The sequence below is a fragment of the Phyllobacterium sophorae genome, from assembly GCF_003010965.1.
Taxonomy (GTDB): domain Bacteria; phylum Pseudomonadota; class Alphaproteobacteria; order Rhizobiales; family Rhizobiaceae; genus Phyllobacterium; species Phyllobacterium sophorae.
Genome location: NZ_PGGM01000003.1, coordinates 328,848 through 352,248, shown reverse-complemented (window position 1 = coordinate 352,248; position 23,401 = coordinate 328,848). Strand labels below are relative to the sequence as shown.

20 protein-coding genes are annotated in these 23,401 nt (G+C 57.9%); 11 read left to right on the top strand and 9 right to left on the bottom strand.

The genetic code is table 11. The features are described from left to right. Both CU103_RS09470 and CU103_RS09465 read left to right on the top strand, forming a co-directional pair. Window positions 1-789, top strand: coding sequence for a class II aldolase/adducin family protein (locus tag CU103_RS09470; RefSeq protein WP_106663651.1), 789 nt, complete (start codon window positions 1-3; stop codon window positions 787-789). A gap of 53 nt (window positions 790-842) precedes the next feature. Further along, complete coding sequence (locus CU103_RS09465; protein WP_106663650.1) at window positions 843-2,789, top strand: FAD-binding monooxygenase; 1,947 nt, start codon at window positions 843-845, stop codon at window positions 2,787-2,789. A 301-nt stretch (window positions 2,790-3,090) separates the two neighbouring features. On the opposite strand, the gene CU103_RS09460 is transcribed toward CU103_RS09465, so the two are convergent. The 4 genes from CU103_RS09460 to CU103_RS09445 all read right to left on the bottom strand — a co-directional run bounded on the left by CU103_RS09460 (window position 3,091) and on the right by CU103_RS09445 (window position 6,849). After that, window positions 3,091-4,305 (bottom strand): low temperature requirement protein A, encoded by a 1,215-nt coding sequence (locus CU103_RS09460; protein ID WP_106663649.1) that lies wholly within the window; start codon window positions 4,303-4,305, stop codon window positions 3,091-3,093. Window positions 4,306-4,320: 15 nt separating this feature from the next. Further along, window positions 4,321-4,590, bottom strand: a complete 270-nt coding sequence (locus CU103_RS09455; RefSeq protein WP_106663648.1) for a hypothetical protein — start codon at window positions 4,588-4,590, stop codon at window positions 4,321-4,323. Between the two features lie 13 nt (window positions 4,591-4,603). Next, complete coding sequence (locus CU103_RS09450) at window positions 4,604-5,980, bottom strand: aldehyde dehydrogenase family protein (protein ID WP_106663647.1); 1,377 nt, start codon at window positions 5,978-5,980, stop codon at window positions 4,604-4,606. A 95-nt stretch (window positions 5,981-6,075) separates the two neighbouring features. Beyond that, on the bottom strand, window positions 6,076-6,849 hold the full coding sequence (locus CU103_RS09445; RefSeq protein ID WP_106663646.1) for an SDR family oxidoreductase: 774 nt from the start codon (window positions 6,847-6,849) through the stop codon (window positions 6,076-6,078). Window positions 6,850-6,999: 150 nt separating this feature from the next. On the opposite strand from CU103_RS09445, the gene CU103_RS09440 reads away from it, so the two are divergent. Next, complete coding sequence (locus tag CU103_RS09440; protein ID WP_106663645.1) at window positions 7,000-7,911, top strand: LysR family transcriptional regulator; 912 nt, start codon at window positions 7,000-7,002, stop codon at window positions 7,909-7,911. A gap of 342 nt (window positions 7,912-8,253) precedes the next feature. Here the strand turns inward: CU103_RS09440 and CU103_RS09435 are convergent, their stop codons facing one another. Beyond that, window positions 8,254-9,225: a GlxA family transcriptional regulator gene (locus CU103_RS09435; protein ID WP_170117009.1), complete on the bottom strand. Its 972-nt coding sequence runs from the start codon at window positions 9,223-9,225 to the stop codon at window positions 8,254-8,256. 165 nt (window positions 9,226-9,390) lie between these two features. On the opposite strand from CU103_RS09435, the gene CU103_RS09430 reads away from it, so the two are divergent. Further along, entirely contained in the window at window positions 9,391-10,383 is a 993-nt protein-coding gene (locus CU103_RS09430; RefSeq protein ID WP_106663643.1) for a quinone oxidoreductase family protein, read from the top strand. Between the two features lie 210 nt (window positions 10,384-10,593). Further along, a complete protein-coding gene (locus tag CU103_RS09425; RefSeq protein ID WP_146147771.1) occupies window positions 10,594-10,944 on the top strand; it encodes a hypothetical protein in 351 nt (116 codons plus the stop codon). 106 nt (window positions 10,945-11,050) lie between these two features. On the opposite strand, the gene CU103_RS09420 is transcribed toward CU103_RS09425, so the two are convergent. Beyond that, window positions 11,051-11,698: a glutathione S-transferase family protein gene (locus tag CU103_RS09420; RefSeq protein WP_106663928.1), complete on the bottom strand. Its 648-nt coding sequence runs from the start codon at window positions 11,696-11,698 to the stop codon at window positions 11,051-11,053. Between the two features lie 8 nt (window positions 11,699-11,706). Continuing rightward, complete coding sequence (locus CU103_RS09415) at window positions 11,707-12,081, bottom strand: ArsR/SmtB family transcription factor (RefSeq protein WP_106663641.1); 375 nt, start codon at window positions 12,079-12,081, stop codon at window positions 11,707-11,709. Between the two features lie 240 nt (window positions 12,082-12,321). On the opposite strand from CU103_RS09415, the gene CU103_RS09410 reads away from it, so the two are divergent. The 5 genes from CU103_RS09410 to CU103_RS09385 all read left to right on the top strand — a co-directional run bounded on the left by CU103_RS09410 (window position 12,322) and on the right by CU103_RS09385 (window position 19,058). Next, window positions 12,322-13,164 carry an ABC transporter substrate-binding protein gene (locus CU103_RS09410; protein ID WP_106663640.1) on the top strand — a complete coding sequence of 281 codons (843 nt, stop codon included), beginning with the start codon at window positions 12,322-12,324 and terminating at the stop codon, window positions 13,162-13,164. A 15-nt stretch (window positions 13,165-13,179) separates the two neighbouring features. Beyond that, window positions 13,180-14,310 (top strand): LLM class flavin-dependent oxidoreductase, encoded by a 1,131-nt coding sequence (locus tag CU103_RS09405; RefSeq protein WP_106663639.1) that lies wholly within the window; start codon window positions 13,180-13,182, stop codon window positions 14,308-14,310. A gap of 69 nt (window positions 14,311-14,379) precedes the next feature. After that, the gene (locus CU103_RS09400; protein WP_425350587.1) at window positions 14,380-16,170 is read left to right on the top strand and encodes a TRAP transporter large permease; all 1,791 of its coding nucleotides are present in this window, start codon (window positions 14,380-14,382) and stop codon (window positions 16,168-16,170) included. Between the two features lie 17 nt (window positions 16,171-16,187). After that, entirely contained in the window at window positions 16,188-17,192 is a 1,005-nt protein-coding gene (locus CU103_RS09395; RefSeq protein WP_106663637.1) for a TRAP transporter substrate-binding protein, read from the top strand. A gap of 879 nt (window positions 17,193-18,071) precedes the next feature. Continuing rightward, entirely contained in the window at window positions 18,072-19,058 is a 987-nt protein-coding gene (locus tag CU103_RS09385; protein WP_170117008.1) for an LLM class flavin-dependent oxidoreductase, read from the top strand. A 293-nt stretch (window positions 19,059-19,351) separates the two neighbouring features. Here the strand turns inward: CU103_RS09385 and CU103_RS09380 are convergent, their stop codons facing one another. After that, on the bottom strand, window positions 19,352-20,410 hold the full coding sequence (locus CU103_RS09380) for an ABC transporter permease (RefSeq protein ID WP_106663634.1): 1,059 nt from the start codon (window positions 20,408-20,410) through the stop codon (window positions 19,352-19,354). Further along, the gene (locus tag CU103_RS09375; RefSeq protein WP_106663927.1) at window positions 20,407-21,891 is read right to left on the bottom strand and encodes a sugar ABC transporter ATP-binding protein; all 1,485 of its coding nucleotides are present in this window, start codon (window positions 21,889-21,891) and stop codon (window positions 20,407-20,409) included. Before CU103_RS09375 ends, CU103_RS09380 begins: the two co-directional genes overlap by 4 nt. 397 nt (window positions 21,892-22,288) lie before the next feature. Between CU103_RS09375 and CU103_RS09370 the strand changes: the two genes are divergently transcribed. Next, window positions 22,289-23,335: a substrate-binding domain-containing protein gene (locus CU103_RS09370; protein ID WP_106663926.1), complete on the top strand. Its 1,047-nt coding sequence runs from the start codon at window positions 22,289-22,291 to the stop codon at window positions 23,333-23,335. Window positions 23,336-23,401 lie beyond the last annotated feature (66 nt).

Here is a 23,401-nt window from a genome sequence, read left to right as displayed (position 1 = left end):
ATGTGCGCAGCCGGCAACCATCGCGACCCCATCGCAGTCGCAATCGACGATAACGCCGCAGCGGGGATCGACGCGTCTGCGTCCCTGATCAAGAATCTGGTCGTCGCCAACCACATACTCTTCGATCAGAACGTGGTCGATGCGTTCGGCCACGTCAGCGTCCGTCACGATAAACGCCCGGATCGCTTCCTTCTGGCCCGCAATGTGGCACCGGGCCGCGTTGCCGCCGATGACATCGTAGAGTTCACGCTTGACGGTGAAGCGGTCAATGCCAACGGCCGCAACGTATATCTCGAGCGGTTTATTCACGGCGAGATCTACCGACGGCGCGAGGATGTGCAGTCGGTTGTTCATAGCCATTCGCACGCCATAGTGCCGCTCAGCATCGTCAAGGGTATGCGCATGAGGCCAGTGTTCCATATGGCCGGCTTCATCGGCCAGGGCGCGCCGGTCTTCGAGATTCGAGAAGCCGGCGGGGAGTCCACTGATCTCCTGATCAGTTCCAGCCAGCTCGGCCGGGCACTCGCCGAAAAATTCGACAGCAGCGATATCGTGCTCATGCGCGGCCATGGCTCGACGGTCGTTGGCCAATCGATCCAGCAAGCGGTCTATCGCGCCGTCTATGCGGAACTCAACGCCCGTTATCAGCTGGAGGCGATGCAGCTCGGCGAGGTGGTGCATCTGACGGAAGGCGAAAGCCGCGCCGCAGTCCGGAATGTCGAAGCACAGATGCATCGGCCTTGGGATCTATGGGTCGAACAGGCACGCGCCCGCCGCGCTGCCGGTTGAGCGAACTCGTTAGCCAGGTTGGGTTATCACTCGAAAATGGAGGACAAGATATCGTGCAGTTTCATCTCAACGGTTTTCGTCCTGGCGATCCGTCGATCCTCGAACAGATCGAACCGGATGGAAAGTCCAGCGAAATGTCGGAGCTTCCAAGCGAGGTTGACGTTCTGATAGTGGGCTGCGGACCGGCGGGCCTTACGCTCGCGGCACAGTTGGCCGCCTTCCCAAATATCAACACACGGATCGTCGATCAAAAGAGCGGCCCTCTTCAGATGGGGCAGGCGGATGGTATCGCTTGCCGCACCATGGAAATGTTCAATGCCTTCGGCTTTGTCGACCGGGTGACGAAAGAGGCCTATTGGGTCAATGAAACAACTTTCTGGAAACCCGCAGACGGCCAGCGGGAAAATATCGTCCGCGGCGGCAGGATCCAGGACACGGAGGACGGCCTGTCGGAGTTCCCGCATGTGATTCTGAATCAGGCGCGCGTTCATGATTTCTATCTAGAGGTTATGCGCAATTCGCGTCGCCGCCTGCGGCCGGATTATTCACGCCGCCTGCTCGATCTGCAGATCGACAGGTTGTCATCTGATAACGCGGCGAGCCATCCGATTACAGTGCGACTCGAACGCACCGATGATGATCATGCCGGCCAAGTAGAGACGGTGAAGGCGCGGTACGTTGTCGGTTGCGACGGCGCGCGCAGCACTGTGCGCAGGTCGCTCGGATTGACATTGGAAGGCGATTCCGCCAACCAGGCCTGGGGCGTGATGGATGTTCTGGCAACGAGCAATTTTCCGGATATCCGCCTGAAGGCCGCGATCCATTCGGCGAGTGAAGGCAGCATCCTTATTATACCCCGGGAAGGCGGCTATATGGTCCGCTTCTATATCGAGCTCGACAAGCTTCGCGAGGACGAGAGAATTGCGAATCGCAACATCACCGCTGATCAGCTGGTAGCTGCGGCCCAACGCATCCTGCGTCCCTATACACTGCTGGTAAAGGAAATCGTCTGGTGGTCGGTTTATGAAATCGGTCAAAGGCTGTGCGACCGGTTTGACGACGTGACGCCCAAACTATTGGGGAAACCGGCCCCGCGTGTATTCATCGTCGGCGACGCCTGCCATACCCATAGCCCGAAGGCAGGGCAGGGCATGAATGTCTCGATGCAAGACGCTTTCAATTTAGGCTGGAAGCTGGCGGCGGTTCTCGAAGGTCGCTCGCCGCCCGGTCTCCTGCATACCTACTCGGCTGAGCGGCAAGCAATCGCCAAGGAACTGATCGATTTCGACCGCGAGTTCGCCAGGATGTTCAGCGCCCGGCCAAAGGAGTCGCAAGAAGAGGCCGTCGACAGCGTCGACCCTGCGGAATTCCAAAATTACTTTGTCAAGCAAGGCCGCTTCACAGCCGGAACCGCGACACGTTACGCGCGATCAGCGATCTCCGGCGCGGGTACCTATCAGCATCTGGCAAAAGGACTGACGATCGGGATGCGCTTCCATTCCGCGCCCGTTGTTCGTCTGGCCGATGCGAAGCCGCTTCATCTGGGTCATGCGTTCAAGGCGGACGGTCGTTGGCGGCTGATCGCCTTTTTGGGCGCCGAAGATCCATCGTATCCAAATTCCGGCATCAGAAAATTGTGCTCGTTTCTGACCGAATCAGCTGAGTCACCACTCCTGCGGCATACCAGAACGGGTGCGGATATTGACGCTGTACTCGACCTCCGCGCCGTCTTCCAGCAGGATCACCGGCTGCTGGATGTCGGAACCTTGCCCCCATTGCTGCTACCACAAAAGGGATCTTATGGCCTGCACGACTACGAAAAAGCGTTTTGCGTCGACCAACGAACCGGAATGAATATTTTCGAGATGCGGGGCATCGATCGCGACGACGGGTGCATAGTCTTGTTGAGGCCCGACCAATATGTGGCGCACATCCTACCGATCGACTCGCATGGCGAGTTGGCGGCATTTTTCGACGGCTTCATGCTGCGGCAAAACTAGACAGCCAACAATCAAGCGGCGGCACAACCGGCCCGATCGATCTCCGGCACTGGTCGGACAGGATCAGGAGCGCCACTGCGCCCTCGGCTGTCGCGATCCAATCATCAGGCTACCCGCGCCGCGACCGCCTTGTGCGGGTTGAGGAAACGTTCGCAAAAGTGCCGGTCGGATGCCGGGTCGTGCGAGAACCAGCGCGGTGAGGAATCCTGCCAGAAACTAACTATGTCATCGGGCGCACTGTGCCGATGCTCGTTCGATCGCCTCGATCGCAACATGTCGATTGCCTCCATGGCGCCGGTCCTCAGTGCGTCATCGTTTGCAGCTTGGTTGCCTCACGCCGCTTGCGGACCAGCCGCACTTCCCAAAAACCAGTCACCAGCATGACGATGGTCGTCAGCCAGCCCATGGTCAGAAGATCGACGCTCGGCGCGACGGGAATGAGCGCCAACAGCGCGGTGACGCCGGCGATGTGCGAAGCCGGCAGGACACCGTAGACCACCTTCCTGTACACGGCGCTGCCGAAGAGATAGATCGCCGGCCCGCCGGACAACGTCAGCGCATAGGCAAATTTAAGTCCGTCATGGGGATGGGCGAGCACCAGATCGTTGCCGACCGCGGTGGCGATGATCCCGCCGACTAGGATAGCGTGGATGTAATGGAAATAGGCGCCGATCCGGCCGGGATCGTCGGAATGGATGATGGCGTCGGTCGCGTCCTTGCTCGACGTACCGAAATACAGCCACCACATGGCGAGCGTTCCGAGGAAGGTCGCGAGCAGCGCCGAGAGGATTGGCACATCCCAGGCCTCTGCGCGCGCCATGGTGGCGCCGGTCGCCAGCAGCGTCTCGCCGAGCGCGACGATGACGAAGAGCTGGCAGCGCTCGGCAAGATGACCGCCATCGATCGTCCAGTCGCTGGTCTTCGAGCGGCCGAGACCCGGCAACGCGAAGCCGAACATCGGCGAGACATACTCGCAGGCGACCGCGGATGCCCATAGTGCTATGCGCGCTTCATGCTCGGCGAAGGCACCCGTGATCCAGAAGATGGCGGCCATCGAGACCCAGCCGAGCATGCGCCGGTAGTTGGCCGAAAGCGGATGATCGGAGCCGAGCTCCCAGACGATATAGGCGGTGCGCCCCACCTGGACCGCGACATAGGCGAGAGCGAAGACCAGCCCGCGTTCGCCGAAAGCGCCGGGGATGGCCGAGGCCATGAGCAGGCCCGCCAGCATGACGGCGAAGATCAGGCCGCGGATGCGTGGTGTCTCCGGGTCGAACCAGTTGGTGACCCAGCAGGTGTATTGCCAGCCGAGCCAGACCGCGAACCACAGGATGAGCGTCTCGATGACGCCGGTCAGGTTCAAATTGGTCAGCAGTTCGTGGCTGAGCTGCGTCACCGCGAAGACATAGACGAGGTCGAAGAACAGCTCCTCGAACGTCACCCGCGCATGATGGCCGTCGCGGCGGCGCAGCAGCGGGTAATGATGGGAGGTTGTGGCTGCATTGCTTTCGGTCATGGGCGTTCGGGCATGTCAGGAGTGGGCGAATCGCCAGATGGCGATGGCTGCTACCGCGGCCGGCACGGCGAAGACGACCAGCAGGATCGGTAGTTCCTGCGCCACGGTGTAGCCGGCCTTGTTAACGCCGACCCAGAGGTTGGCGACCGACACCGCCAGCCAAATCGGGATGAAAAACTTCGATGCGGTCGAGAGCGCCGGCGTCGTGGCGCCCCAGAGCTGGCCGAACAGCAGAAAGACGCCGAGCAGGACGATCCCACCAGCAATAACCATTAGCATATGCATGGCGTCGTCCCCCTCATGAAAACACGCTCAGATTTTTCGCGATGTCCTTGCCGGCATAGGGCGGGAAGACATCGAGCTCGAGATCGGGATTGCCGATCAGCATCGCCTTGGTGTTGCTGAGCGCGTCGAACCCGGCCTTGCCGTAATATTTACCCATGCCGCTGTTGCCGACGCCGCCGAAGGGCAGGCTGTCGACCCAGCAATGCAGATTGGTCTGGTTGATGCAGCCGCCGCCGAACGAAAGTGACCCGAGCACGAAGTCGATCGCCGCCTGGTCCTTGCTGAAGATGTAGGCTGCGAGCGGCTTCGGCTTGCGCTTGATAATGTTCACGACCTCCTTGAGGTCGGAATAGGGCATCACCGGCAACACGGGGCCGAAGACCTCCTGCTGAAGCGCCGGATCGTCCCAGGTCGAGGGATAGAGGAGCGTCGGCTCGACGTAGCGCGCCTTGACGTCGTAGCGGCCGCCATGGACGACCTTTTCCGGCAGGATGTAGGAGGCAACCCGCTCGGCTTCATGCTCGCTGATCATCCGTGCGAAGTCGGGACTCCTGCTCGGGTCCTCGCCGTACATCTTCACGATCGAGGCCTTTAGCTTGGCAATGAAGGCATCGGCGACGCTCTCGTACACGCAGACATAACCCGGCGCGATGCACCATTGCCCTGAGATCGCATTATGGCCCCAGGCGATGCGGTCGGCGGCAATGTCGAGATTGGTGGTGGCATCAACGATTGTCGGATTCTGCCCGCCGAGTTCGAGAATGACCGGCGTCAGGTTCTCAGCCGCCGCGCGCATCACCACCTTACCGACCGCCGACGAGCCGGTGAAGAAGATGAAGTCGAAAGGCAATGCCAGGAGCTGGCCGATCTCCTCGCGCCCGCCAGTGACGACCGCGACGTTCTCCGGCGCGAAATAGCGGGGGATCAATTCGCTCAACAGCGCCGCCGTCGCCGGCGTCGTATTGGCGGGCTTGAGGATAACCGGGTTGCCGGCGGCGAGAGCTGCGACAGCGGGATCGAGCAGCAGAAGGATCGGCGCGTTAAACGGGCCGATCACCAGCGTCACGCCGTACGGCTCCTTGTAGATCACGCCCCTGTTGCCGGTTGCTTCCAGCCCGGGCGGGATCGGCGCAGGCTGCGGCATCATCAGCGCCTTCAGGTTCTCGCGATAGTATCGGATCACCCCGCTTGGCACGGTGATCTCGAAGAGTTGCTCGAAAGGCGGTTTGCCGAAATCCTGATGGAGCGCGGCGCAGAACGCATCCTTGTTATCAAGCAGCATGTGCTCCATGCGGTCGAGCTGGTCGATCCGCCAGTCATGGCTCTTGGTTGCGTCACTCAGGAAATGCTCACGTTGCACGTCGAACAGAGATTGGAATGGGTTGGTCATGACGAGACTCCGGAGTTGCGACGCGACGTTGGCTCCAAATAACCAAAAGAGTCGGAATCGAAGGCGGCCGGGCGTCGGCCCGACCGCACCACAAATTACTTCGTCGTGTAGCCGCCGTTGACGAGGATGGTCTGGCCGGTCATCCACCAGCCGTCCGAGACGAGGAAGCGGATGAAGGGGACGATGTCCTCGATGTCGGTAAGGCCGGTCTTGGAGAAGTTCGACAGCGCTGCCGCAGTCTTGTGATAGGCGACCGCATCGGCGCCCTCGGCCGGATAGAAGAAGGGCGTGTCCATCGGGCCGGGGCCGATCGCCGTCACCGAGATGCCGCGCTCGCCGAACTCCTTGGACGCCGCCCGTGTGAAATGCTCGACGGGCGCTTTGGTGCCGGCATAGGCCGCATAGAAAGGTGTATAGGCCCCGAGCAGCGACGTCACCAGCGTGCAGACCTTGCCGTTGTCGCTGACGTGTTTGCCAGCCTCCTTGAGGAAGAAGAAGGCGGACTTCGAATTGACCGCCGTCATTTCGTCATACTCGGCCTCACTGATCTCTATGAAAGGCTTCTTGAGCACCTTGCCGACCGTGTTGATGGCGATATCTATGCCGCCCATCGCCGTCTTGGCATCGGCGAACAGCTTCTCGGTCGCGCCGGCCGTGGTGAGATCGGCCTGGAACGCGAACGCATCCGCGCCGGCCGCCTTGATTGCGGCCACCGTCTCGTCGGCCGCCAGCTTCGTGGCGCTGGTATTGTAGTGAACAGCGACCGCCTTCGCGCCCTGGACCGCAAGATCGCGCGCGAGTAGTCCGCCAAGGTTCTTCGCACCGCCGGCGATGAGAGCGGTTTTTCCCTTGATGCTGTGATCGGTCATGGGCGTTTGGCCTCCTTCGTTGCTTGACGGCCACCTTCGTGACCGCTTCCTGAAGAGCACCATATCGTCTACGATACCTTGATAAAGGCGCCAATTCTGACATCACCTGTCAGAATTAGCGAACAATCCCCAAGATACTAGAGAGGGCTCTTGGACCGTATAGACCTCTTCCGAACCTTCGCCCGCGTTGTTGAATGCGCGAGCTTCACCCGTGCTGCCGACACGCTGGGACTTCCGCGTTCGTCAGTGTCAGCTGCCGTGATCGCGCTTGAGGCGCGTGTCGGAGCCCGCCTGCTTCACCGCTCCACCCGGAGGGTCTCCCCGACCCAGGACGGTGCCGCCTTTTACGAACGCTGCATCCGGCTGATCGCCGATGTAGACGAGGCAGAAGGGCTGTTTCGGCAGACCTCCGTCGGGCCTGCAGGCAAGCTCAGGATCGACGTACCGGGCCGGATCGGCCGGCTGATCATCGCACCTGCCTTGCCGGAGATCCTCGCCCGTTATCCCCAACTCGACATCGACCTCAGCGTGACCGATCGCGCGGTCAACCTCGTCGAGGAAGGCGTCGACTGCGCTTTGCGTGTCGGTCCGTTGGGCGATTCGGGCTTGATTGCCCGCAAGATCGGCAACCTGCCACTAGTCAATGTCGCCAGTCCGAGCTATCTCGCCCAATACGGGACACCGGGCGTCCCGGACGATCTGGTAGAACACCTGGCCATCAATTACGCCTCGCCGTCCACGGGGCGTGTCGAGGATTGGGAATGGATCGAGAAGGACGAGGTACGGACGTTGCCGATGCCCGGCCGGGTCACGGTCAACAACGCGGAAGCCTATATCGCCTGCTGCCTCGCCGGCCTCGGCCTCATCCAAATCCCGGCCTATGACGTAAAGCGCCATCTGGACGCAGGCGAACTCGTAGAGGTGATGCCCGATTATCGGGCCGCGCCGATGCCGATGGCGCTGCTCTATCCGCACCGCCAGCACCTCTCTCGGAGGCTTCAGGTCTTCGCGGATTGGCTGGATGAGCTGTTGAAGCGCGAGCTTCTTGATGACGAGGGATAGTGGTCCGGCGGGGATGTGTGAAAACTGCACCTTCACCGAGCGCAGAAAGTCATTGAGGAGCCGCCGTCGGCCATCCGTACAACCGTTGGGATGGCAGGCCCTTTTTCAGGTTCGCGTCTCCGTCCTTGCGATGCATCCGTCAATGTGCGCCGGAACGGGAGCCATCAACGCGCTGGCAACCAACTCGTGGGCTTTCAATTTCCGCGTGGATGGCATGATTGTTGATAGGATCAACACATTCCGGCGGCAATCCTCCACACTTGGTCAAAGGCCGTTAAGCGCAGGCGGCATGAGCAGATGTGCTCGTCGCTTGAACAAGCGCAAGAATTCTTCGACAAAGCATTATTGGCTTTGCCGGCGATATTCGCCGGGCGGCAAGCCGGTAGTGCGAGAGAAAAGGCGGCTGAACGAGGCGACATCCTGATAGCCGACGCGATAGCAGATCTCGGAGATGGCGAGTTGCGTGCTTTCCAAGAGTTCTTTGGCCGCTTCGAGGCGGCGATCTTGAATCCACTGACCTGGGCTGGTCTGGAGTTCCTGCGCGAATCGTCGTGAAAGCGTGCGCGGCGACAGCGCCAACTGGTCGGCGAGAAAAGCGAGATTGAAGGCGGCCATGTTGGCGGACGCCACCATTTCCAGCCTCTCCCGAAAAGACATGCGCTCCGGCACGGCGACATCTTCAAGCCGAAACTCATAAGGGGTCTGGAGCCGCCGCGATGGGGGCAGAACGAGCAACTTGCGCACAATACGCTCTTCCTTCTCGAAACCCATATCCTTGACCAGGGCTTTGGCCAGCTCCAAGCCGGAAAAACCGCCGCCGCAGGTGTAGATTTTTCCCTCCCGGATCAGCAGGCGGGAGGGATCCCAGCGTACCTGGGGAAAGCGTCGTGCTGCTTCCCCCTTGAGCCACCAAGAAATTGTAGCCCGTTTCCCGTCGATATGACCGCCCTGCGCGAGGAAGTAGCTTGCAGAGCAATGTGCAGCGATGATCGCGTCATCATGCTTGGCCATGGCCAATATGGGTTCGGCATGCCGGCTTTCATCGTCCAATGAGCCCAGCAGCTCGCCGACGTTGAGTCCGGGCACGGCAAGCAGGATCAGAATGTCCATTGGTCGTGATGGGGCCGCCAGGGTCTGGAAAATAATTCCAGACGAAGAGGAGGCTGCCGCCTGCCGCGAGACAAACTCGAACGAAAAAATTTCGGCGCGCCGGATCATGTTCACCAACTCGAACATCTCGACGAGCGTCGCCGCGACCGCCGAATAGAAATTGGCCGGCAACCAAATCACCACGTGGATCGGCTTAGAACTCATTCTCGCTCGCGGACCACCGAATGCAGCATAATAACGTTTTGGCGAGTTTAACATAGAAGTTGTCATATTTGCCAATTCAGCTTTTCGGACGTGCAACTAGGGTCGGGCATCATCTATCCGCCTGCGAGATTCAATTCCGCAAAATCCGAGCTCTGAGGAATTGTCATGAAAGCGATTGTGTTCGACAAAGTCGGTTCGCCACGTGAGGTGCTGCGCCTTGCAGAGGTTCCGATCCCGGATATCAAAGACAACGAAGTCCTTATCAGGATGGTCTCAGCGCCCATCAGCCCCGGCGACTTCCTCTTCATCGAAAACCTCTATCCCGAGTCGAAGAGGCCGGTGTTTCCGCAGCAAACTGGTGGAAACCACGGGGCAGGTATCGTGCAGGAGGTTGGAAAGGATGTTGCTGGGACCGAGCCAGGCGCTTATGTCGCCTTCAGCTACTACAATAGCTGGGCTGAGTACGCAGCCGTCCCGGCAGAATGGTTGATGCCGCTGCCACGGATATTTCCGCCGGAAAAAGCCGCCCAATTCTTCAATCTCATAACAGCGTGGGATCTGGTCGAGGCCGCACAGCTCAAGCCGGGTGACTGGCTCGCTGTCACTGCCGGCAACTCGACTGTTTCGACGATGGTGCTCCAATTCGCCAAGGCGCGGGGCGTGAACGTCATCTCCTTCGTGAGGCGTGCCTATCTCGACTTGAACGATTTGGGCGCAGCGGAAGTCGTCGAGCTTTCATCGCTCGCAGGCAGCGTGGGCGATCGGGTCGCGGAGATCACCGCAGGTATGGGGCTCAACGCCCTGATCGACAATGTCGGCGGTCCAGTCACCGGTGAGCTCATTCGGCACATGGCATTTGGCGGTCAGGTCATCATTAACGGAGGCATGAGCCCCGATCGGTTCGAGCTGCACAATTTCGATGTCTTGTTGAGTGGAATCGAAATCAGATCGCACGTCTACCGATACTTCTTCACACCGCCGCACCCGAACGACGGGCAAATACTGCGGCGGATTGCTGAAGCAACCGCATCGCCCGACTTTAAGGTTGCAGTCGGCGGGATGAACCGACTGGAGGACTTTGAAAGAGCGGTGGCGGAGACACTGGACCGTCCCGAACGCGGAAAGCAGTTTTTCGAACTCTGCGGACTTGAGTACTGATCGCAAGCATCGGTTTGCGTCATTGCCTGCACAAGGGAACAGCCGCGCGTTTGGGTAATACTCCCAAGATTGCGACCGGGCGACGCAGGGCGGCCTCGCCTTGGCCCGACTGTTGATAGCATCAACAAAATCGGCCTGCGTGGTCTGCTTGTGGCTGATGCTGTCGACACACAAGCCAGGCTGCCGCTGAAGACCATAAGGGAGAAGGTCTTGTCGATGCGCTTGAAGGGAAAGCTAGTCCAAGGGGAACTGACCGAAAGTGGCATGTTCTCAGGCCTGGATTTCTCCAAAGTGAAAATCATTGTGGTCGGCGGCCGCAAATGGGACGAAACGATTAAGAATGCCTCCCGCCGGGGCTCCCAATCTGACGCTAGTGATACTTGTGGCTGGAAGTCTGTTCTTCCCCAGCGGCTTGAACGATCGCCATCGGAAGGATCTGTGACATCCAGCATAAACCGAGTAACGTCACTGGCGCAAATTCGGCTGCAAATTTCCCGTCCTACGCACGATAAACAAAGTGTTGGCCGAAATCATCGTCTGTCGATGAATGACCGCTTTTGATGCTGTGCACCGAATACACCCTAAAACCGGACTTCGCAGCTTCTCAGTTAAAACCGGTGGCCGATTGATCTGGTCGAATTGAGCAAGAAACCGGTTTGAAACAAGTTCATAATAATGATCGGAAGTCCGGGAGTGGGATATCTCCCGTCACTCGCGGCACGCGGTACCCGCGCTCGACGGCACTGCGACCCGCAATATTGACGTACCAACGCTGCACGGCGGGGTACTCGTTCAGGTCGACCCTATGTCTCTCAAACCGTGAAACCCACGGCCAAACAGCCATATCGGCAATCGAGTATTCGTCGATCAGATAAGCGCGATCCTTGAGCCGTGTATTGAGTGTCTGGTACATCCGCCGGGTATCATTTTGGAAAAGCTCCTCCGCCATTGGGGACTGTTCGGGATGGTATGTGAGAAAGTAGTGAGCGTGACCCAGCGTTGGTCCAAAACTCCCTGTCTGCCACATAAGCCACTCGATTGTGTGATGTCGGGCGCGACCATCCTTCGCCAAGAATCGTCCCGTCTTGTCTGCAAGGTAGATGAGGATTGCAGAGGATTCGGTGAGAGTAAGGCCAGCCTTGCGATCGACGATAGCCGGAATTTTTCCGCCGGGATTGATCTGTAAGTATTCGTTATCGAACTGATCACCCTTGGTGATGTCGATCGTGTGTGTGCGATAAGCCAGCCCGAGTTCTTCGAGTGCAATCGAAACCTTCAAGCCATTCGGTGTAATCCAAGTGTATAAATCAATCACCGCTTCGCTCAATCAAACATCATTTCATCAACAGGAATTCCATGGAAGCTCTGCATGGCGTGTTTGCTGGTGACATCATCGAGACCGGAAAAGAGATCGCGCAACGTCTCGACGATTCGAGAAATTTTCGGATCGGCGACCCGATACACCACAGTTTTGCCCTCGCGCCGTCCTTTGATCATGCCCGCCTCGCGCAACTCGGTCAGTTGCTGTGAAAGCGTCGGCTGTCTGATACCCAGGTCCTCTTCCAGGGAGGTCACAGAACATTCCTGTTCCATGAGATAACAGACAATGGAAAGCCGGTTGGGGTTCGCGATCAGTTTGAGAAGTTCGCTCGCATCACCAACGCTTCGGCATAGTTTCGATGAGATAGATCTCGTCACGGAAATCACCCTGCATTGTTTATAAAAAGATAGATTGAGATTGTTGTGCTTTCAACAGACAAAGCGCCAGATGGTCCAATTTGAAAGAACGTTCTTCCCGAGCGCGGATTTTTAGAAATCCAATGCGTTAACGGCTACACAATTGGGACGGTCCTGTTTCCCAAGTCAATATATAAAAAAGTAGATTGTTCTTGTCGCGCTTTGCTTGCGCGCACACGTTGTCAATGGGCGAGAAACAGAATGAAAATCGGCGTTCATCCAAGCAATCTTCATCTGCGTTTGGCGCAGGTTTGGCCTAACGCATTCGCGTCACTTGGTCCGGAGTTCGTAAACTACCCTGAGGGCCGAGATACCGCGCGATTGTTGAATAGCCGGGCCATTGATTTCGGTGGAACCGGTTCAACGCCTCCGATTACCGCGGAGGTTGAGGGACTGGATGTCATCTACATCGCGGCATCCGCGCCTCGTCCGGCCAACGGCGGCATTTTTGTTCTGAAAGATAGTCCCATTCGCAGTGTGGGAGATCTGGAGAACAAGCGTGTATCCCTGATTGATGGATCGTTTCACACCTACTTGCTCGCGCGGAGCCTGGAAACTGAAGGACTGCTTCTGCCGGACGTGACCCGCGTCGAGACGGGAGCAGGCGATGCTCTGCCTGCCTTGCTGGAAGGACGTGTGGATGCCTGGATCGCCATGGCTCCCCGGCTCGAAAAGGCCCTAGAGCGTACAGACATCCGTTTGATCGCGCGTTGCGGATCGACAATACCGAACCGGTCGCTGTTCTGGACACTGGGAGGGCAGGGGCTTTCAGCGGATCTTCGACAGCATATTGTTGTCGAATTGGTCCGGATAGGCCGCGAAGTCACCGATGATCCACGGCGGGCCGCGTTGCGTCTCGCTGAAAACCGCGGTGCCGATGCTGACGTCGACGCTTGGGAAAAGGTGGTCCGATCGCGGGATTTTTCCGTCGTGCCCGCTGACGAAAACATCATTGCCGAACAGCAGGAAGAGGCTGACACACTTTACCGCCATGGCCACTTCAAGACACCAGTGCGCCTCGGCCAATCCCTGCAAAACACCTGAACGGAGAGCTTCGGTATGAACGTACTTTGGTACATGTGCGCGCCTGACGGCGCTTACCCCTGGCAGCCTGAAGGCTCACGTCAAGTCGATTACGGCTACTACCGTCAATTGGCACAAGCATATGACCATCTAGGCTATACTGGTGCGCTGTTCGCTACAGGAGCTCATGACGTCTGGGTGCTTGCGGGCGCGCTGCTTCCTTATACCGAGCGCATGAAATTCCTTGTGGCAGTTCATCCCGGTCTCATAGCACCGACACTTCTCGCCAAAATGGCGGCCACCTTTCAGGAATTCTCGAAGGGCCGTTTGCTCATCAATGTCGTCTCCGGGGATGCCAAGATGCTGGGCGCATACGGTATGACGCTGCCGCATGACGAGCGCTATGAGATGGCAGATGAATATCTATCGTTGTGGCACCGCCTCTTCGCCGGCGAAAGCGTGACCTATCAAGGCAAATATTTCTCAACAGAAGGCGCAAAGCTCGCACTTCCGGTGGGCAGTAGTATTGCGCCACCGCCATTGTGGTTTGGCGGGTCCTCCGACAAGGCGCTCGATGTCGCCGCCAAGCATGTGGATGTCTATCTCTCCTGGGGCGAAACGCCGGATCAGATCAAGGAAAAGATCGATGCCGTGAAGGAGCGGGCCGCCCGACTGGGGCGAACCCTGGAATACGGTATCCGACTCTACGTCATTGTCAGAGAGACCGATGCCAAGGCATGGGAAGCGGCCAATGATCTGTATTCCCGCATGGACGATACCGCGATCGCTGCCAACCAGCGCTTTGTCTCAAAGAGCGATTCTGTCGGGCAACAGCGCATGAGCGCCCTGCACGGCGGGGAGAAGCCAGCCGATCTCCGCGATCTGGAAATTGCTCCCAACCTCTGGGCCGGGATCGGCCTCGTACGGCCCGGTCCGGGAACGGCCATCGTCGGATCTCCAGAAACCGTGCTTCGCACTCTCGAGGCTTACAAGGAAGCAGGCGTCGATACGTTCATCCTGTCAGGAATGCCGCTTCTCGAAGAAGCCTACCGCTTTGGTGAAACCGTGCTTCCGCGCCTCGATGTCAATCGCGAGATTTCGCAGGCAAAGCATTTCACCTGGTCAACATTGTTCGACAAGGACCTCTCCAATGCAAAATCCGCATAGTTCCGCCGCTTCGAAAAAGGGCTCCAGACGGTGACTGCACTTGACGCCGCGGAGCCACTAGCCCGCAACATTGTCGCACGTACAGCATCCCATTTGCTTCGGTCATTGGAGGCCGCGCTGGGCGCTCTGTGCGCATTTATTCTGGCCGTATTGCTGGTTGTGGTTTTGACGACGGTCGTGCTGCGCTATCTGTTCAGTGCGGGTTTCATGGGTTCGGAAGATCTGTCAGTCTGGCTACACGTGGCGCTGATCGCATTTGGCGCGCCGCTCAGCCTGAACAGCGCGCTCGCTATGCGGCTTGACGTTTTCGTACGCCTGTTGCCACGTCGGGGGCAGAGCGCGACGGACGTTGTTGCGGATATCTTCACGGTGTTGTCCGGACTGATCCTCAGCTTTGGCGGCAGCGAAATCATGACGATGCTCGGTGGCGTTTCACCCACGCTTGGCTTGCCGGAGTGGATCCGTTTCGGATTCCTGGGTGCGGGTGGGGCGCTGTTGCTTCTCGTCCTCCTGCTTCAGCGAATTACCGATGGCAAAGCCGCCCAGATTTTGTTGGCGCTTGCGATTGGCGCAAGCTTGTATTTCAGTATTCCGCATCTCGCATTATCGTTTGACTGGCCGCCCAGCATTGTCCTGGGGCTGGTTGCCGCCATTGGTCTGGTGGTGGCCGCACCCTTGCCCCATGCATTTCTTGCCGCTGCTTACGTTGTCATTGCATTTGGCAGTACCTTGCCGGAGCCGGCGATCGTCGCCTCCACCGTCACCGGAATGTCCAAGTTCCTTTTGCTGGCCATTCCATTCTTCCTGCTTGTGGGTGGACTGCTGACGGCATCGGGCGTTGCCAACCAGCTGGTGCGCTTTGCAGCGGCTCTCGTCGGTCATCGGCGCGCCGGCCTCGCGCAGACAACTTTGCTGACGAGTGTCCTGTTTTCCGGGGCATCCGGCTCCTCTGTAGCGAACGCGGCATTCGGAGCGTCGACCTTTCAACCCGAACTGGTCAAGCGTGGTTATCCACCAGCTCAAGCGGCTGCAATCATCGCCTCCACCTCGGTCCTCGACAATATCATTCCGCCATCTGTGGCATTTCTGATCCTGGCCGCTGCGACAAACCTTTCTGTCGGGTCTCTCTTGGTCGGAGGCTTTTTTGCAGGTGGCGTGATGGCGGTCTGTCTTGCCGTCGCTATCCATATAACCGTGCGCGAGCAACAGCCGCAAGCACGCGCAAGCGGCACGGAACGGTGGCGTTCCGCAGTCGCCGCCATTCCGGCGTTCGGCCTTGGTATCATCGTCGTCGTCGGTATTCGCATGGGTGTTGTCACGACGACCGAAGCAGCAGCCTTGGCTGCCATTTACACACTGGTCCTCGGGATCAGTGCACGTTTGCGCTTTCAGGCCCTCTTCGCCGCATTTCGGCAGGCGGCAACTGAGGCTTCGGCGATCGGTCTTTTGATTGGCACGGCAGGACCTTTCGCGTTCCTGCTGGCGGTGGACAACGTCTCGGGCATTATCGCCGATCTAACCACGGCGCTTGGTGGGAGCGCCATTGCGGTCTTGTTGCTTTCAAACCTCATCCTGCTGGTCGTAGGGCTGGTGCTCGACATCGGGGCAGCTATCCTGCTCTTCGGACCTATCTTGTTGCCGGCCGCAGTCGCCGCGGGAATCGATCCCATCCACTTTGGCGTCATCATCGTCGTCAACCTGATGATCCATGGACTGACGCCGCCGCTTGGCATGCTCATCTTCGTGGTCAGTGGCGTCACACGCCTGCCTGCTTCAGCGCTCTTTCGAGCCGTTCTTCCTTATCTCTTCGCGCTCCTGATTGCTCTTACGATCATTTGCGCATGGGCCGTCATCTTCTAACGAACAGGAAAAAACCAATGACCATCTTGCACCGTCGCGCTTTTCTGCAATCAGCCGCCGTCGTCGGAGCTGCCACACTCGCCATGCCCGCTTATGTCAACCGCGCAGCAGCACAAACCAGGACGCTGACGGTTGCATCGCTCTTCGGAGACGACAAGCCGGAGACCAAAATCTGGTTCAAAATACGAGATCTGGTCGAGGCCAAACTCCCGGGCCAGTTTAAATTCAACATCGTCAAGAATGGAGCGCTCGGCGGCGAGAAGGAGGTCGCAGAAGGTGTGCGGCTCGGTTCGATCCAGGCCAGCCAGTCCACCGTTTCCTGGCTGTCCGGATGGGTCCCTGAGTTGCAGTTACTTGACCTCCCATTCCTCTTTCGTGACGGTGAGCATGTACGAAAAGTCGTAGAGGGAAGCGTTGGAGCCGAACTTCGCGAGAAACTTCTTGCTCAGAACTTCGTCGTTGGCGGCTACATCAACTACGGAGCGCGGCATCTATTGACGAAACAGCCCGTAACCCGGCCCGAGCAGTTGAAGGGAAAGCGGATTCGCGTCATCCAAAGCCCTTTGCATACCAAGCTGTGGAGCGCGTTCGGGACAACTCCTATCGGAATCCCTATTACCGAGACCTACAATGCCCTGTCGACAGGTGTTGCCGACGCGATGGACCTTACCAAATCAGCCTATGCTGGCTTCAAACTGTATGAAGTCGTTCCTTACCTCACCGAAACCGGTCACATATGGGCATCAGGAGTGGTCTACTACTCGACTGCATTCTGGAGTGGACTGAACGAAGAGCAGAAAGCCGTTTTCCTCCAAGCTTCAACCGAGGGCGCAGCATACTTCAACCAGTTAATTGTCGGGGACGAAGCCGGATCGGTAGCGATCGCAGTCCAGCATGGCGGTCACGTGCTCCAGCCTGAAGAGCGGGCGACATGGGAAGCGGGCGCTCACGGTGTGTGGGAGGAATTCGCTCCAATTGTGGGCGGTATCGACAAGATCAAGGCTATCCAAGCCACAGTCTGAGCCTCGATACTGCAAGCTGATCTTCTATCGAAGATTGAATCCAGCCGGAATATTATACCGACTGGATTCGGGACGTTGGTAAATTCGCTCGGTACCGGGAATTCGCTCACTCTGTCACGTTTGAAGCAATTTTGGATTTGACGATATGTGGGGTTGGGTTTCAGCTTTTCTAAACTTCTGCAACTCCAGATCGCCGCCAAGATGGAACTCGTCGATCAGGATCGCTCGCGTAGTTCGGGGCCAAATGGCCATCAAGAAACGAGTCTACCTGGGCTGACCGAGATCAGGGAGGGAGATAGCGTCAGGGCCCCCCGCGCGACAGCACTCTTCAATGGCATCGGCGAATTGCTCCGACGGACCAGTGCCCGGTTTCCTGAGCCTCGTGATCAGTTGCGCAAGCTCTGGACGATAAGTTGAATGACAATTTGCGTTGCTCTCACGCAGAGTACCGGCGTCCAGACTCTCATCGGTCACAGAGTCATCTGGACTGTTGTACGCCGAGGAGGCCGCCTTCCTTGCCGACCATCGATGAAAACGCCGTGTTACGCGCCAACCATGACTGCTGAGTGATCACCATTCGAATGCAAGCCAGCCGGCCGATTGCTCTTATCCGCAAAGGGCATGTCAGTCGTTGCAGCTTCGAAAATCGACTCAATTGGTAGACTTACGGGCAAAACCCACATAATGATACCGTCGGCTTCTCTCGCCGGACGGTTAATTCGGAAGGATAAGCGAGGTTGCTGGTCGGCGACTGCACGCTTCGACCGGCGCATCGTTCGGTTCGCCCTCTGAATGTTTGGCAGAAAACCAGAGCGCATATCGCGAGGACCAAGGCATATTGTTTCGCGTCATGCGCGCTTCACATGGAAGGAGATTGGAATGTCAATCGAGTTCATGCATGTGCCGACCACCGGATTGCAACTACGAGGTGAAGTTGCTTCAGTTTTCGATGGCCCGTATGAGACGCGCAGGCTTGCGCTCCTGGAGCGCACGTGTTTCCGGCAGCTCTTGATCGACGGGCCAGCGGGCATTTTCGCAAATATAGGTATTGCCGCCGCCGCAGCACGCACGACGTCCTCTCTCGGACTCACCCTGACCCACCGGGCCGGAATCTTCCAACCCACTGTTGCCGCGCGCCAGCTTGCCGAACTCGACAGACTGAGCGATGGTCGTCTCTCGATCAGGTTCCCCGTCGGATTCGATGTAGCGGCGGATGGCAAACCGCGCTCGCCCCGCAACCACGTGGAGATTTTCCAGCAGACCGACGAATATCTGGTCCTGTTGAAACGGCTCTGGTCGAATGACCGCCCGTTCGACCATGAGGGGCCGTTCTACAGCGTCACGGCTGGCTACGTTGACAGGAAGAGCCCGCGACGAGCGGGAATCCCAATTCGGATGGGTGGCATCTCGGGCACCGCCCTCAAGTTTGCGGGACGGCATGCTGATATATTCGAGTTGACGCCGGGCACGCCCGAGGAGGTTGTCAAACTCATGGAGAGAATGCAAGTGGCCGCTGCACCTTACGGGCGGGCGGGCAAAATTCGCTTCGCCCTGCCAGTTCGCGTTGGTCCTATGCGGCAGGCCGACCCTTCGCACCCCGAGGGTGCAAAGCTCGACACCGTTGCCAAGAGAATCCACGTTTTTGGTTCGCCAGCGCACATCGGCGAGGCATTGCGGGCCTATACGTCCATTGGTGTTGACGAATTCATGGTCGAAGGCCTGGAGGATCATCTGTCTATCGCCGAGTTTTCACACCAAAGCGCTCAATCTTTCAAGTCGGTCTCGTCTCCGGTCAAGCCGGTGAAGGGGACGCGCCGCCCCACCCACGCTTCCGCAAATCGGAATTTCGCGGTCAGGGAAAACTGATCACCATGCGGGGCCGATTGGCACCGGAGCAGGGATATGTGCTGAGATGCTTTGATGCCGCTTGGCTATATGCAAGTGCCTAATGGTTCCTGCTCACGTTCAGAAAGATTGTCGCGATGCTGCCAGATGGCCATCGCCATCGTCCCGATACGCCTGTCGACCCGCTGCCGCTATCGCCTCAAACAAACGGCTTTCTCCTTCCGCTGTTTTGGCGATTTCGTCTACGTGTTGTTCACTATTTTTCTCCGCGTGCATACTTCGTCGTCAAGTAGGCCACGAGTAGCACAGCACCCTCAGGGCCGGCTTCGGCCAAGGCCATAGGTAAGGGCCAAAGCGCCTACCAGTACGACGCCTTTGACGAAATCCTGGGTGTAATATGGGATGTTGAGCATGGTCAGTCCGTTCAGCAATATCCCGACAAATATTGCGCCGACAACGGTACCGAAAACATTGGGACGGCGCAGCCCCAGCACTGCAAAGCCGATGAGAGCGGCGGCGACCGAATCCATCAATAGCGATGCGCCTGATGACACATCGCCACGCCCGACACGAGCAGCAATTATAATGCCGCCAAGCGATGCCAACGTTCCCGAGATGACATAGGCCATTGTCTTGAGACGAGCTGTGGAAGCGCCGGCCAGTCGGGTAGCGACTTCATTGCCGCCTGTTGCGAAGAGCAGTCTTCCGACGCGAGTGTTCTCGGTCAGTACGAAAAGCATGATTGCAGCAATGATCATGATGATGACCGGGATGGGGATTGTACCGAAAAGACTGTACCGGCCAATCAGCAGGAAATGGGGATCATAAGCACCGGTGGATGTCGTCCCGTTCGGCAGGATCAGTCCGGATGAAATGGAACGTCCCGCCGTCGGAATGAGCTGCAATCCCGTCAGCAGAAACATCATCGCCAGTGTCGCCAGAAGATCAGGTACACGCAGCCTGACGATGAGCACAGCATTGGCGAGGCCCACTGCAGCACCGAAGGCCAGCACAATCGGGAGAGTTGCATAAACCCCAAATCCCCAGACAATCATGGAATAGCTTGCCGCCATGACACTTGATGCGGCAACAGCACCGATCGATAGATCGAAGCCGCCAACGGCGAGCGTGATCGTGACACCCGCGCCGAGAATAGCCACAACAGAAACTGCCTGCAGAATACTCATCAGATTGACGACATTGATAAATGCCGGTTGCGCGGCCGAGAAGCCGACGACCAGCATCGCAAGCAAGATAAAGATTGCCCCCTTTTGTGCCGCATTTTGTAACGTGCGGGCGAGAGAATCCTGCCTTGCAGATAACTCGCTTATATTGGAGGGAAGAGGGTGCGTGTCCTCGTTGAAACTTGTCATGAGGGCAGTTCCTCTAAAGTGTGATGGGTTGTGTCAGCAACCAGCGATGATTTCAGGCTGTGACGGTCAATGAAAAGGACACGGTCGGCAACTTCGAAGGCTTCTTCGGGGTCGGATGTGGCGATCAGGATTGCCCGGTCTGTCCGGCTGCGGATTGCCCGAATAATGTCGCTTCGTGCGCCGATATCCACTCCTTGAAAGGGCTCATCGAGCAGCAGTAGTTTGCCCGGTTCGGCTTCCCAGCGGGCCAGAACGACCTTTTGCTGATTACCACCCGAGAGCGTAGAGATTGGCGCAAACGGTCCAGATGCCTTTATACGCAGGCGGGTAATTGCGCTTTCGGCTTCTTGCCGTTCGCGTTTGCCAAAAAGAAATACGCGGGGGTACCATTTCGCAAGATGCGGCAAACTGAGCGTTTCAGCGAGCGCGCTGCCTGGCCAATCGGGCGGCATGAGCGACGATTGGTGACGGTCTTCAGCAGCCATGGCGACGCCAGCCGCGATGGCGTTGCCCGGGCTCGTAGGTGCATAGGGCTGGCTCTCAAGATACATCTGGCCCCGTGTGAGAGAATGTAATCCAAAAATGGTGGACAAAAGCCTGCTCTTCCCAGCACCGAGAGCGCCAGTAATCGCAACGACTTCTCCTTGGTGCACGGACAGGTCGAACGGTTCAGCGCCCGGTAGGAGCTGCGCGTCGTGCATTGTAAAAACGGGTACGCCCTGCGCCGCGCGCGCATCCGGTCGAGCGGCGGAAAGTTTACGGCCAATCATCGTTTCTATAGCCTGGTCGAAAGGAATGGGTCGTTCGAAAACGCCCGCAACCCTGCCGCTACGCATCACCGCCGCCCGGTCGGCCAGCGCCTCCAGATCGGCAATCCGGTGCGAAATATAGAGGATGGACAGTCCTTTCGCCTTGAGCCGCAAAAGAATGTCATAGAGACGCCTCGACTCTTGTCCTGAGAGACTGGCAGTAGGCTCATCCAGAATAAGGAGGGAAGCCTTATTGGCAAGCGCTCGTGCGATGGCGACCAGTTGGCGATCGGCAGCAGGCAGATCGGCAAAGTCGTGATCGAGTGGCAGGTCGAATCCGACTGCGTCAAGAATGGCCTGAGCTCGGCGTTTTACTCGCGACCTTGTCAGGAAGAATGGCTCTGAACGGTTGGCATACTGGTTGAGGAGCAGCGCATCGGCAACTGTCAGTCCGGGCGCGCCGACGCGATCCAGAGATTGGTGAACGGTTACGATTCCTGCATGCACTGCCTCCGCGGGTGACTGCGGTGCAAACACCGCTCCCTTGAAGCGGATGGTTCCCTCATCGGCAGGAAACACACCCGACAATATGTTGACCAAGGTGGATTTGCCCGCACCGTTTGCCCCCATCAAAGCGACGATTTCGCCTTCAGAGGTTTGAAGATCGGCATCAGCCAAAGCGCGTGTGGCCCCGAAGGAGCGCGAAAGTTTATCGACCTGCAAGAGTGGCATGGCATTGATGAGATCCGTTCGACGACCACGAAAGTCATCATCCAAAAGACCTCTGGAATGTCCCACATCCAGGGTCTGCCGGATAGCGCGGACCAGAGAACCAGATTTCAAATATTCATATCGCGATGCAAGATTGTACCTGAGTGATGCGATTGAATAGGAAGCCGCGCCAACAGCGTTTCAAAGTTATGTCCGCGCGCCCCGATGCCGCAGTCGGCCTGCGTTATTTCGTTCCAATAATGCTCCGCCTGGAGAACGCCGTTTGTCGGCGGCGTCTCAAAATTGGAACTGCATGATTATACAAGGAAACCACAGCCGATATCTTGATGAGGCGAGGGAACTTGAGACAGCGTTCGCCGCCACAATCGATCAGTGTCTGTCTGGAAGGAATGAGATCATGCAACATCTGAACCGACTTGGCGTAGCTGCAGGCGCGATGTTCCTGGGACTGCTCGGCAGCGCCGGAGCTGCCGGCATTGAGGGAGCACCCTCGCCCTTTGATAAAGGTGGCGTGAAAATCGCTCTGATCTCCTACATCTCGGCTGGCGATTTCTTTCAATCCTATCAGGCCGGCGCTAAGGCCCAGGCAAACCAACTCGGGATTGATCTTCGCATATTCCCCGGCAAGCAGAATGCTGCCGAACAGCGAGAACAGATTCAGCAGGCTATCAATCTCGGCGTAAAAGGAATCGTCATTGATCACGGTTTGCCAGAGTCTATTGGCGACGTTGTCCAACAGGCTGTCGATGCGGGGATCAAGGTGGTTGCCTTCGATGTAAATCTCAATAATCCCGCAGTACCGCAGGTTGAGCAGAGTGATCACGAATTGGCACGCCTCGCACTTGAACAGGCTGTCAAGGACAATGGCGGCAGCTTCAAAGCCGGATATGTCTACGTCGCGGGTTTCGCTCCGCTCGACCGTCGCAATGAAACCTGGGAGAAGTTCAAATCGGAAAACCCGGCTGTCGTAGAAAAGGCGCGGTTCGGCGTTGTCAGCGATACGACGGCTACCAGCACTTCGGATCAGGCCAAAGCGGCATTCACTGCCAATCGCGACATCAAGGTGGTTTTTGCGCCTTACGATGAATTCGCCCGCGGCGTGAAACTTGCGGCTCGTGATCTCGGTATCGCGGACAAGGTCAAGATCTATTCGGCCGATGTGTCGACGGCTGATATACAGGAGATCACTGAGGACGGCAGCCCTTGGGTTGCAACGGCCGCAACCAATCCGGCTGTTGTCGGAGCCGTCTCGATCCGCGCTGTTGCTCTGAAGGTCGCTGGTGCCGATGTGCCGCTGCAGATTGTCGTCAAACCTGTACTCTTGACCCAGACTGCGTTGCGTGAGGCGGGGGTCAAGACAATTGAAGACCTGGCTGCGAAGCTACCATCCTTCAGCACAAGTGATGCTGTGACGGCAGATTGGATCCCTGCCAAGCTGTTTTAGATTTTCGCAATCGCTATGGTGCTCGGTTCCAGGGTCAGCAACGCAGTTTTCTCTGGAACCAAGCCA

Bases quoted from the DNA above. Each gene is read 5' to 3' on its own strand.
- CU103_RS09470 (WP_106663651.1), top strand. From the start codon at position 1: ATGTGCGCAGCCGGCAACCATCGCGACCCCATCGCAGTCGCAATCGAC.
- CU103_RS09460 (WP_106663649.1), bottom strand. From the start codon at position 4,305: ATGACCGAAAGCAATGCAGCCACAACCTCCCATCATTACCCGCTGCTG.
- CU103_RS09455 (WP_106663648.1), bottom strand. From the start codon at position 4,590: ATGCATATGCTAATGGTTATTGCTGGTGGGATCGTCCTGCTCGGCGTC.
- CU103_RS09450 (WP_106663647.1), bottom strand. From the start codon at position 5,980: ATGACCAACCCATTCCAATCTCTGTTCGACGTGCAACGTGAGCATTTC.
- CU103_RS09445 (WP_106663646.1), bottom strand. From the start codon at position 6,849: ATGACCGATCACAGCATCAAGGGAAAAACCGCTCTCATCGCCGGCGGT.
- CU103_RS09435 (WP_170117009.1), bottom strand. From the start codon at position 9,225: ATGAGTTCTAAGCCGATCCACGTGGTGATTTGGTTGCCGGCCAATTTC.
- CU103_RS09430 (WP_106663643.1), top strand. From the start codon at position 9,391: ATGAAAGCGATTGTGTTCGACAAAGTCGGTTCGCCACGTGAGGTGCTG.
- CU103_RS09410 (WP_106663640.1), top strand. From the start codon at position 12,322: ATGAAAATCGGCGTTCATCCAAGCAATCTTCATCTGCGTTTGGCGCAG.
- CU103_RS09405 (WP_106663639.1), top strand. From the start codon at position 13,180: ATGAACGTACTTTGGTACATGTGCGCGCCTGACGGCGCTTACCCCTGG.
- CU103_RS09395 (WP_106663637.1), top strand. From the start codon at position 16,188: ATGACCATCTTGCACCGTCGCGCTTTTCTGCAATCAGCCGCCGTCGTC.
- CU103_RS09385 (WP_170117008.1), top strand. From the start codon at position 18,072: ATGTCAATCGAGTTCATGCATGTGCCGACCACCGGATTGCAACTACGA.
- CU103_RS09380 (WP_106663634.1), bottom strand. From the start codon at position 20,410: ATGACAAGTTTCAACGAGGACACGCACCCTCTTCCCTCCAATATAAGC.
- CU103_RS09375 (WP_106663927.1), bottom strand. From the start codon at position 21,891: ATGCCACTCTTGCAGGTCGATAAACTTTCGCGCTCCTTCGGGGCCACA.
- CU103_RS09370 (WP_106663926.1), top strand. From the start codon at position 22,289: ATGCAACATCTGAACCGACTTGGCGTAGCTGCAGGCGCGATGTTCCTG.